The organism is Azospirillum sp. B4, from assembly GCF_000333275.1.
GTDB lineage: Bacteria > Pseudomonadota > Alphaproteobacteria > Azospirillales > Azospirillaceae > Nitrospirillum.
In genome coordinates this window covers 1-10,236 of the sequence record NZ_BACU01000272.1, presented here as the reverse complement: position 1 = coordinate 10,236, position 10,236 = coordinate 1, and the positions used below count along the sequence as shown (strand labels likewise).

The window sequence follows — 10,236 nt, the reverse complement described above, 5'->3', positions numbered from 1 at the left end:
ACATGAACTCCAAGGACATGCAGGCATGCAGCGACGCCGTCCGTTCCGCGGAAGGCAAAGTCGCAGAAGTGCTCCACCTGCTCCTGACCACCCTCGCCGCGCTGACCGGTACCCCACACGCAATCAGCTCGATCGATGTCCATGACAACGGCTCGATCAATATCTGCACCACCGGCACGGACTGACCACCAGCACGCAATGCAACCTCAGTCCGCCCAAGCCCCTTACCCGCCCGGCCCGGCAGGTGGGGCTTGGGCCAGTAGAGAGGTTGCGGACGAGGCTAGGGCCCGTGACACCGTGGCGACTGTGGGCGGCTGGGCGGGGAGGAATGGCGCGTGAGCGACCACCTACGCAGGTCACGATACCACGGACCGCCAGGTACAGCCGGGGTGGGAAGCGGGCGGCCACCTCTCACACTTTCCCAACCGACCATTCCGAGGCGACCATGGCCAGAAGAAAACTGACGGGCGAGAAGCTCGCTGCCGCAACCAGGATGCGGGAAGCGAACCTTCCCGTGAGTGCGATCGCGGGCAAAATCGGCGTATCGATCGGCTGCCTGCAGTGGAATTTTCTGAAGCACGGAGTCGAGATCTCAAAGCCGCGCGCGCTACCACCAGTGCCGGCGGCACCGGTGATCATCAAGCGAGGAAAGCACAGCGTCCGCCTGTTCACGGCGGAGGAGGACGCGCGGCTGCTTGCCCTCGAGACCCAGGGCCTCAGCTACACCGAAATGGCCCGCCGTGTGGCCACCCAGCTGAACTTATTGCCGTGACCACCGCCGCCGACAAGGCCACGGATTATGAAGGGGCGGCTCGCTCGATGTATCCGGGCTGCGTCGCCGCATCTGAGGTAGTTCTGCTGGATCATGCCTACGGCAAGGGCATGCTGACCGAATTCAACAAGCTGTCTTGATCGTCCACGCGGACCACAGCAAGAAGGCGATATGGACGTCACCTTCAGCACGCCTCCGGAGCACTGGGGCTCTATGCAAGGAAAACGTGAGCCATGAGCCGCGCGAGCGAACGTCGAACTTATGAACGCGCAAAAAAAGAAGGTTTTTTTCACGGCTATTACAAGATGCCGCGCTCCATACCAAAGCGCTTTCATCCCGAAAGTTTCAATGGTCGCGCATGGCTAAGCGAATACGACCGCGGTGCCACTGCCCGAAAGGAAATCGAGGCAGAGGACCAGGCCGCAAACGCAAAGCAGGACCATAGCTATGACAATAGTCATTAGACCGACCCGATGCGCGCAAAGTCAATTGAGGGAATAAAAATGGATGCGACGTTGGTAACCGACGAAGAGTTGCGGCAGACGGCAACTGATTTCCAGGAAGCGGCCGCTGCGCTTGATGCCGCCGCTCAGGGGCTTCGGCGCATCCTCAGTCGTGGCGGCGGGTATGAATTCCTGGCCCCCGGGGAATTTCGACCGTTGCTGATCCGGGCGGAGAACCTGTCCGTCGCCCTGCGCAACGCGATGGAGCCGGCGTTGGCGCTACGGGGAAAACGTGGTTGTCAGCAGGGGCGTTAGAGCCCGTCGGTTTCGGGAACCGGCTTATGTGGTCTCCTTCAGAATGTGCTGGATACCGGCGATCTGGTTGGCCGAGACCAGCTCGGTCACCCGGCGGCCGCCACCCGGCACACGCTCCAATTGGATGATGGCCCCCTCGTCCAGCACCCGGGCGACGCGCCGGATCATGGGGCCTGCCGGATGGCCGGAGCTCATCTCGTAATTGCTGCCCCAGGCCATGATGGCCTCCGCCGGCGAGTTGGCGTGGCAGGTCATCATGAAGCTGCTGTGTCCCGAGGTCATGACCCGCACCATGGGCAGAGCGTTCTCCACGTTCAGTTCGCTGCAGACGAAGGACTGCCCGTTGAGGCGCATGCTGAGGTTGATGGCCGCCGCCCAGTTGAGGCGGCCCTCGCCGCCGGCGGTATCCAGTTCGAGCCGCACGTAGTTCGGCGTGTCCAGGTCCAGCTCCTGCACGTCCTCGATAAGGATGGTCCGGCGCCGGGCAGGCATGAATTTCAACAGGCAGTTCAGGAAGGTGGTCTTGCCGGTGCCCATGCCCCCGGAAATCAGCACCGGGCGGCCGTGGGCTACCAGTTTCCGTAGATCTTCGATCTGTGCCTCGCCCAACCCATACTGGACCAGGCTGATCTCAACGCGCCGCTTCACACGGATGCTGACCGCCATGCCTCCATCCGGCACTGACGGCCCCATCAGGCCCGTAAACCGATGCCCCCCCGGCAGGGAGCACTTGATGTAGGGCTGCTCCAGCGTGAACTGCCGCTTGGTCAAGTTGGCCAGCACCTTGCACAGCCTCTCCACCCAATCCACCGTTATGCGCTGGTCGGCCACGTACTCGTAATCGTCCTTGCCATCGACCTCCAGGAACATCCCACCCGGGCGATTGATCTGGATGTCGATCACACGCGAGTCACGCCGGTCCAGGTAGGGCTCCAGCGGCTCCAGCTCCCGGACGAGATAGCTGCTCTTCTCGATCGCTGTGGAATCGGCGAATGCACTGAACGCCATCGGCGGTGCCCCCTTACTGCGCCTTGCCGGCCGGCTCGGCCGATGCCGCGGAGGAGGAGGCCTGGAAGCGCACCGACGACGCCGTCGGCACAACGATCTGCTCCGACGGTTGGGTCTGTTGAGTCCGGCCGTCGGGCCCGGATCGCACCTCCGTACCCTGCGGCAGTGGCGCCTGCTTCCTGTCCTTGGCCGCCTTGACCTCGGCCGCCGTCGGCGTCCCCATCACGGTCACCTCCACCGGCCGCAAGCGGCCCACGCCCCCGCGCACCTCCGGCTCCTCCAGCCACATGTCCTGCTTCAGCCAGATCACCAGGGGCTCGCCGGAGGCCACGCTCTCCGTCGGGGTCGTGTCGATGATTTCCTTCAGGATGTCCTTGACCGTGCCGCCGATCTCCGTGTCGAACTGCTGGCCCAGGGCCTGGGCCACCTTCGACTTCTGCGACTGGGTCTGGGTGGTCTGAGCCACGCCGTTCACAACGGCCGATGTCGTCTGGCTGTCATCCAGCAAAATGGCCGATCCCATGGTGACGCCGCCGATGACGGCGTTAAGCACGGCGGCCTGCAGCCGCTCCGGCACGCGGCGGTTCATGTCACCGACCAGGCCGGTGCGGCCCATGCGGTCGCTCAGCACCTCGTCCACCAGGAACTGGCTCTTGTCGGTCGACCGGATGATGCGCCTGATGCTGACGATCAGCCTCTTCTCACCGATCTTGCCCAGCGGCTTGCAGGACCCGATCAGCGCCGACCAGGCGGGCAGGACCTCGGTCTCGCCATCGGTGCCGTACACCGCCTCCGGAACATGCGCCCGCACCTCGCCGCAGTGCTCGGTGTCGATGGGACTGTCGAGGATGGCGAGGATGGGGTGTTCCGATGTGATGGCGCGGCGGGTATCGACGCCGGCCGATGCGTCATAGCGGCCGACACCATCATAGCGCCGGGCCGCCGGCGCGTCGGGATCGGCCGGCAGTGCCCCCGGATCGATGAGCTGGGAGGCGGTGCCCACGGGCGCCACGCTGGCGGCCCCGTCTCCGCCCTCCCCATCCAGGCGGACGACGTAACCGGTGGGATTGGCGGCGATGGCCCGCGCCCGCCTCATCGCCGCCAGGCGCTCCGCCTCCTGGTCGATCTTGGGCGCTGGCGCTTCCCCCGCCTGGGGCGCTGAAGGCGGCGGTACGGGTGGCCTGACATCGATATCCACGGACACCGTCTGCTCGACCGTGTCAGGTGCGATGGCCACCAGGGCCGTGTGGCCTGGCTGGTCCGCTTTCACCAGCACCTTGCAGGAGGCTGAGGACTTCAGGACCTGAGGACAGTCCTTGGTGATCTTCAGCCAGCCATCCGCCATGAAGTTCTTGAGGGTGGCACCGCCCGGTCCGCCGTTGAAGACGGTGATCAAGCTGCCCCCATCGCCCGCCACCAGGCTCACCTGGCCCGGGGCGAGCTTCAAGTGACCCAGAACCGGCGGAGGCTTGGAGATAGGGTCAGGCACCGCGTCCACGTCCGCTGCCGGCGGCTTGGGGGCCGGCGGCGGCTCCTTCTTGTCGCAGCCGGCGGCCAAGGCCAGCGGGAGTAGCGCGCACGCGCCGGCCTTCCTCCACCGGTGCATGCCCCAGCATCGCCAGGTTCGGCTCATCTCCCTGCCCCGCCAGGCGGCCGCTCAGGCACCTTAAGCTCGTCGTCGACGGTGGCCGCTCCCTTGGACGTTCGCCGTTCCCGCAAGAAGATACAGACGATGTCGTTTCCGTCCCTGAGGATCAGGTCTCCCCGCGCCGTAACGCGAAGCACGTCGCCCCTGACACCGACAATATCCGCCGGCACGGGGCTCTCGATGTTGTCGCGCACTTCCCGGATGGATGGGAAATGCACGGCGGGCTGATGCGAGTAGTCCAGAAAGATATGCCGCCCGTCGAAACCCACGCGGCGCGGCCCGATGCGCTGCCAGGCGGCTTCCGACCGGGCCACCACGTCAAAGCGCTCCCAGTCGACCATGTCTTCGGCCGGCACGTCACCCGCCACCGGCATTTCCGCCCGGATGAAGGGAGCCGCTGGCGTGCCGTAGCCTGAACCTGTTCCAGCGCCGCCGCCTCCAGTCATGCCCATGCCTCGGGCGGCCGCCGGGTCCATGCGAACGGACTGGCTGCGCTCGGCACAGAACCTCGGATCCTCGATCATCACCTGCAGGTCGGTGACGTCCTTGCCGTCCAGCTGCGTAGCCTCGATGTGGAAGGGGTAAGTGCGGCCCGACTCGCCGGTGACTTGGAAATTGTTGTCGCATTGCGTGCACTTGGGCTGAAAATCGATCTGGTCCAGGGTCACCGGCCTGGGCAGCCCGGCGGCTCCCGGCATGCGCGCCCAGGCCACGTAGTAGGTTACGGGATCGGCCACCGACAGGCTCACGATCTTCTCGCACTTTGGCAGGTAGATCGTGGTCTGCTGCAGAGGACGCGCATAGACCCTGAATACCGTGTTCGGTTCCCAATAGTAGAGCCGCACGCCCGGGGCCACCTGGCCAGGCGCCGCCACCGGCCGGTTCCACGCCTGCTGCGTCATGCCCAGGGGAGCCAGCGGGTCGATGGTAGTGCTGGGGGGCGGTGCCTTCTGGCCTTGGCCCCCTCCCTGGTTCGCACCGCCCTGGCCGCGCCCGGCTTGACCTCCGCCAGCCTGGCCCGATTGGTATGGGCCCGACTGGGCGCCCCCCAACCCCAGGCCGGCCGCTTGCTGGCCACCGGCCTGCTGCCCCCCCGGGCGGACCTGTTGCCCGCTCTCCAATTCCGCCTTGTCCTGGGCACCGGCCAGGGCCGCTTCGGCCGCCGCCGGGTCATCCTTGGCCGGCACCGCCGAACCGGTGGGCGGCGCCAGCTGGGCCTTGGCGGTGGTGACGCCCTGGGCGGCGGCCCCCATCATCGCCATAATGGCCACCCGGGCCCACCAGGTCATACGGTTTTCGCCCACCGGTTCCATCACGCCCCCCCGCCCTCGGAACCGTTCGCGAAGGAGGCGTCGTATCCGGTCACCCTGAAACCGAAAGCTATGCTGGGATCGGCACTCTCAGCCTGCTCGGCAGTCAGTCGCACCGCCCCCACGGCCGTGCGGATGTGCGCCACCAGCACCAGGTCCCCCCGGGGCTGTCCCATACCGGTATCATCATCCTCCCATTGCTGCACCCGGAAGGACGCCTCCCAGTAGCCCGGCGCCAACTGGCGCATGGCCAGGCTCTTTTCGTCCAGCAGGCGCTTCAGGTGCCGCGGCGAGCGTGCGACGGCGAGGGTCTTCTGGCTGACCGCCTTGACACGGCTCAGCAGGACGGATTCGGTATGCTGCTGCAGCCATAGAATGCGCTGCACCATCACCTTGTCGTCCTGAAGAACCTCGTGGCGATAGCGGATCCATTGGATGGCCCAACTCTTTTCGGCCAGATCCAGCGCCGCTTTGTTGTCAGCGACATTCTCCACCTTGACCAACATATGATCCGGGGTGTCGGCGGTCAGGAGGAGAGGATACCAGCGCTGCTGGGGCAACAGGCTCATGACACCGGCGGTCAGCGCCATGATGGCCACGGTCTGTGCTCCGAAGGCGAAGGTCAGGATGGAAAGGACTCTGTCCCTCCGCCGGTCGGCATGACCGGTATCGAAGTTGCCCGGAAATTCATCCCCTGGCAGCTCATCCGCCGACGACGGCAGGTCCACCCGCCGGGGACCAGTTGCCCCATCCACCGGTGCCACGCCACCCAGGCTTGGCGTCCGCCTGGGCTCTCTGCCGGCTTTGGCCAGGGTCTTACCGAAGAGCCGCATCATGCGCCGCCCATCATGCGGCGCCATTCCTCGTGGCCGGGGGGAGCATCCTGGGGCATGGGACGGCAATCGACGCCGGCACTGTCGATGGGACCGTCCACCCCACTCCCGCCCAGCCAAGCGATTTTCCTCTTGCAGGGGCTCTCCTTGTAGTCGGTCCGGGCCGGGCCGATCTGCACCGTGTCCGCATCCGAGCTGCTGGAGCAGCCGGTGATAAGCCCAAGCATCACGACGCCTACGCCCAGGAACACCGCACGGGGGACCACCGCACTGGCGGCCGACGGGTCGCACCCCACCATACGGTGCCGTGGGCCTTGCCCACCGATCCAGCTCCTCCTCATCAGTTGCTCCCGCCGCCCGTCGGGGCGGATGTGCTCGCGGGTGAAGTACCCGTGGTGCCTGTGGTTGAGGGCGTCGACGCCGGCGCGGACCAACTGATGGTACCATCGGTACCCGGGGTCGTTGTGGCGCCGGCGCCGTTCAGAGACGTGGCGCTGGTATCGAGCGCCTTGTAGATCGCCATGGTGTCGGAGTAGAGCAACGGCGCCACCACGGGCCGGCTATAGGTGGTACCGGTGCTGGCGATGTTGCGGGCCGCCTCCATGCGCAGCTGGGCCGCCAGGAGATTGCGCACGGAGGCGGTCTCCTCGGCAACGTGCAGGGTAACCAGGATCAGCTGGCCGATCTCGCCTTGCAGGTCGGTGGCCCCACCCTTGAAAACCTCCTGCTGCAGCGCATTCAGCCGGTCGGCCTCCATGCTGCTGGACGCCATGTGGTAGAGCGCCACGCCATGGGCATCGAGGGCCGCCGCCAGGTCCTCCGTCTTCTGCCGGTTCGCCAACTGGGCCAGCGTCACCTCGGACGCCATGGCCGCCGACGTCGGGCCCAGCATGTTGCGGCTGAAGGTGCGCGCCGCCAGGGGATCACCCGCCATGGAGGACGGCAGCGTCTCGCCGTTATAGGCCTCGAAACTGGGCCGGGCGCCATAAAGGGCCACCGACTGGCCAATAGGGGTCCGCTGGCGGCCAACGCTGGTCGACTTGCCCGTCTTGTCGAGGGTATCCAGGGCCCGCCCAAGGGCGAACAGACTATGGAGCTTGCCGTCAGTGGACCCGGCGTTGGCGATGTTCATCGCCTGCTGCACGACATTCGCTTGGGCGTTCGACATCTCGCCGGCGGCGACCAGCGACTGCAGGTAGTTGCCGTTCTGGGCGTAGTAGGCGACGCGCGCGGCCGTTTTCAAATCATTGTTGGCGTAGCCGAAATCACCGGCGAGGCCGGCGAAGTTGCTCATCGCCCCGGCGATGTTGCCGGAGCCCAGATTATTGAGCATCCGGCTTCCTTGCTGGTAGATGTTGTAGAGGTGCTGGATCTCCTCGATGGTCAGCACCACCTGCTTGATGATCCCTGAATTGACGATCGGGTCGAAAACGGTATCGCCAATGCCGAAGATCGCCCGGGCCGGCCGGGGGGCCAATGCCACGGCCAGCACCAGGCCAAGGGCGAACGCGGCGGCCAGCCTGCCCTTAGGCAGTCCGTTGCCCTTCGGGGCCACAGATCTCTTCTGCAGCAGGGCCACCACCTCGTCCAGCGTAACCCCCTGCAGCACCACGCTCACCGAATTGCCGCCGGCGACCGTTTCCAGATGCGCGACCGTCTCGGCCTTGGCGGGCATCGATGGCTCAGGCGGCCCCGGTGGCTCAGCCGGATTGCCGGCGGCCGCGTCCTCGATGCCGTGGCTCAGGCCGCCGTGTGCCATGCCACCGTACCACCGGCGCCACGGCCAGCCGCGTTTAAAGAGGCTCATGCCGCGATCTCCCTGTCGGCTGCGCCGCGAGCGGCAAAGCCGGTCGCGACCTCCATGTACTGCTCGAAGACGTGGACCCCGGGCCCAAGCCGCTGCTGCAGCTCGATCAGCTTGCGCCAATACTGCACGCCCGACTTGAAGAGCATGGTCAGCAAGCCGAGGTCGGCGATGTCGAAATAGACGAACACCGCTTCCTTGGTGCCAGGCCGGTACAGCATCGCCGGCCGGCGGGCATAATCGACCAGGGGTGACCTGCCGGTGCAGAAGGCCAGCATCCTCTCCGTCAGCCCCATCCACTCGTAATCGTCGTCCGTGCCGGCGTGGTTGGGGAAGACGATCCAGGTCTGGGTCTGGGTGCGGATGAGCTCATGAAAGGCGGGGTCGTGCTTGGACAGGTTTGCGTACTGCGACACGAGCACCAGCACCTCGCGTCCTTTTCGTCCTTCCAGGACGCGCTCCTCGATCCGGCTGCGCAGCTCCAAGTTCTTGATGAGCGCCCGCAACTCCTCCAAGATCAGCAATGACGGCACGCCGTACTGCCGGGCCGCCATGCGATGGCGGTGGAAGATATCCAGGATCAACGGGGGACCGAGGCGCGGGTCGTCGATGAATTTTTCCACGTCGTAGGTGATCAGCCTGCTGGTGGCAGCCACGCTGGCGGCGTTGTCGATGACGTCGAAGACCTTGCCGTGCTGCTGAGGATCGATGAAGGGCTGCATGGCCTTATAGGCCTGGCCGTCGGGCGTGAAGGCGTGCTGGACGATCTCCTTGAGCTTCCGGGTCCTCGGCGGGGCCTTGCGCAGCAATTCTAGAGCATGGCTGTAGTCGGCCTCGGCCCGCTCGTCCATCACGCCCGTGCCCGTCATGGCGCGGAACATCGACCTCACATGCGCCTGATTATCCGGCTCGTCGAGGTCCAGCTGCAGGAAGTTCAGCTGAACCGAGGCCATACCCGGCACTTCCCGCTGCACATCGACGTAGGTCCCTTCCATGGCCCTCGTCCAGACGAACATGCCCTTGGCGCGGTCCAGCACCGTCACTCGGACCGCGGGGAAGTTGACCAGCGTGCCGGTCGCCGCCATCTGCACACCCGTCGTCTTGCCCGAGCCGATCTCACCAAAGACCACGGTCATGCCCGGGCTTTCCTGGTGCTCGTCCTTATGAAAATTGATTCCGTAGCGGTTCCCGGTCCAGGTCGGCAGGTTCAGGACCTGGCCCCGTCCCCAGTCGCAAGCTTTCGAGCCCGACGGGGGTCGGTCGAAGGACACCCATTCCCCGATGTTCTGGCCATACACCGGTATGCCACGCACCATCCAGTCATAGGTCGGCAGCTGCGTCGACCAGGCCTGGACGCAGTGCCCCCGCTCGACGACACCGTCCATCTCCAGCGCGTCGACCACCTCAACGACCTGCTCCTGGACCTTGACCGCTTCCTGAGGGGTGGATCCATGGCAGAAGATCATCATCTGGTAATCGGCGTAGGCGTCGGCCCCGTCCTCGCTGGTGATATCCAAGCGGGATTGCGCCGCGTTGAATTCCTCGAAGGCTTGTGTGCCGGCCACCCTGGCCGCCAGGTTGTGGCGCCGGCGGGACTTCACACTATAGAGCGCGCCGCGGGGCGGCATGGGCCCAGGTTCGTAGGGATTGATCATCTGGTTGACGGTGATTTCCCCACCCACCGACATGAGCTGCTCCAAGAGCTCGTGCACCGATTCCGGGCCGTAGTTGGGCACAACCACGCAAAGGGTGTACCGGCGCTTGCGCGGGGCGATCCAATGTTCGATCAGCCCCGTCCATTTGTTATAGGCGAGCTCAGCGCCGACAAAACGACGCCAAAGAGCTTCGCCCAGGGTGCCCGTCGGTATCACCGTCCGCCTGGGGGATGAGACGAGGCCACCGGAGGTGATGTCCCTCCAGAATTCAGGCAGAGACCCGTTGTTGGCGGACCGTGTCCGAATTTCCATACCGCTCAGGCCCTTGGTCGTTTCGACCAGTGCCTGTTGCAGCATCTCCATGCCCTTTTCCTCTGNACGCGCAACGTCAGCACCACATCGTGCTGGAACACGAGGTCGCCGGAGGAAAAACGGGCTTCAGCGCATC

General features: G+C 65.5%; 12 protein-coding genes. 5 read left to right on the top strand and 7 right to left on the bottom strand.

Features of this window, described 5'->3' with window-relative positions; translation table 11 throughout:
* The 5 genes from I55_RS37010 to I55_RS11890 form a co-directional block, all read left to right on the top strand.
* Nucleotides 1-185: hypothetical protein (locus I55_RS37010; RefSeq protein ID WP_044560781.1), on the top strand; the 185-nt coding region annotated here is incomplete at its 5' end.
* Nucleotides 186-445: 260 nt separating this feature from the next.
* The gene (locus I55_RS11895) at nt 446-772 is read left to right on the top strand and encodes a hypothetical protein (protein WP_148293693.1); all 327 of its coding nucleotides are present in this window, start codon (nt 446-448) and stop codon (nt 770-772) included.
* Complete coding sequence (locus I55_RS37005) at nt 769-912, top strand: hypothetical protein (RefSeq protein ID WP_159107173.1); 144 nt, start codon at nt 769-771, stop codon at nt 910-912. The genes I55_RS11895 and I55_RS37005 overlap by 4 nt, the downstream gene beginning before the upstream one ends.
* Before the next feature lie 93 nt (nt 913-1,005).
* A complete protein-coding gene (locus I55_RS35860) occupies nt 1,006-1,236 on the top strand; it encodes a hypothetical protein (RefSeq protein WP_148293692.1) in 231 nt (76 codons plus the stop codon).
* A 39-nt stretch (nt 1,237-1,275) separates the two neighbouring features.
* Nucleotides 1,276-1,530 carry a hypothetical protein gene (locus I55_RS11890; protein ID WP_044560779.1) on the top strand — a complete coding sequence of 85 codons (255 nt, stop codon included), beginning with the start codon at nt 1,276-1,278 and terminating at the stop codon, nt 1,528-1,530.
* Between the two features lie 24 nt (nt 1,531-1,554).
* Here I55_RS11890 and I55_RS11885 read toward each other — a convergent pair whose 3' ends face one another.
* The 7 genes from I55_RS11885 to I55_RS11855 form a co-directional block, all read right to left on the bottom strand.
* On the bottom strand, nt 1,555-2,538 hold the full coding sequence (locus I55_RS11885; protein WP_044560777.1) for an ATPase, T2SS/T4P/T4SS family: 984 nt from the start codon (nt 2,536-2,538) through the stop codon (nt 1,555-1,557).
* A 13-nt stretch (nt 2,539-2,551) separates the two neighbouring features.
* Nucleotides 2,552-3,985: a TrbI/VirB10 family protein gene (locus tag I55_RS39005; RefSeq protein WP_148293691.1), complete on the bottom strand. Its 1,434-nt coding sequence runs from the start codon at nt 3,983-3,985 to the stop codon at nt 2,552-2,554.
* A 182-nt stretch (nt 3,986-4,167) separates the two neighbouring features.
* Entirely contained in the window at nt 4,168-5,475 is a 1,308-nt protein-coding gene (locus tag I55_RS11875; protein WP_044560773.1) for a TrbG/VirB9 family P-type conjugative transfer protein, read from the bottom strand.
* 23 nt (nt 5,476-5,498) lie between these two features.
* Nucleotides 5,499-6,332 carry a hypothetical protein gene (locus I55_RS11870; protein ID WP_148293690.1) on the bottom strand — a complete coding sequence of 278 codons (834 nt, stop codon included), beginning with the start codon at nt 6,330-6,332 and terminating at the stop codon, nt 5,499-5,501.
* Complete coding sequence (locus tag I55_RS11865; RefSeq protein WP_148293689.1) at nt 6,329-6,559, bottom strand: hypothetical protein; 231 nt, start codon at nt 6,557-6,559, stop codon at nt 6,329-6,331. The genes I55_RS11870 and I55_RS11865 overlap by 4 nt, the downstream gene beginning before the upstream one ends.
* Nucleotides 6,560-6,669: 110 nt before the next feature.
* Nucleotides 6,670-8,136, bottom strand: a complete 1,467-nt coding sequence (locus tag I55_RS11860) for a hypothetical protein (RefSeq protein WP_148293688.1) — start codon at nt 8,134-8,136, stop codon at nt 6,670-6,672.
* Nucleotides 8,133-10,151, bottom strand: a complete 2,019-nt coding sequence (locus I55_RS11855) for a VirB4 family type IV secretion system protein (protein ID WP_044560769.1) — start codon at nt 10,149-10,151, stop codon at nt 8,133-8,135. The genes I55_RS11860 and I55_RS11855 overlap by 4 nt, the downstream gene beginning before the upstream one ends.
* Nucleotides 10,152-10,236: the final 85 nt, after the last annotated feature.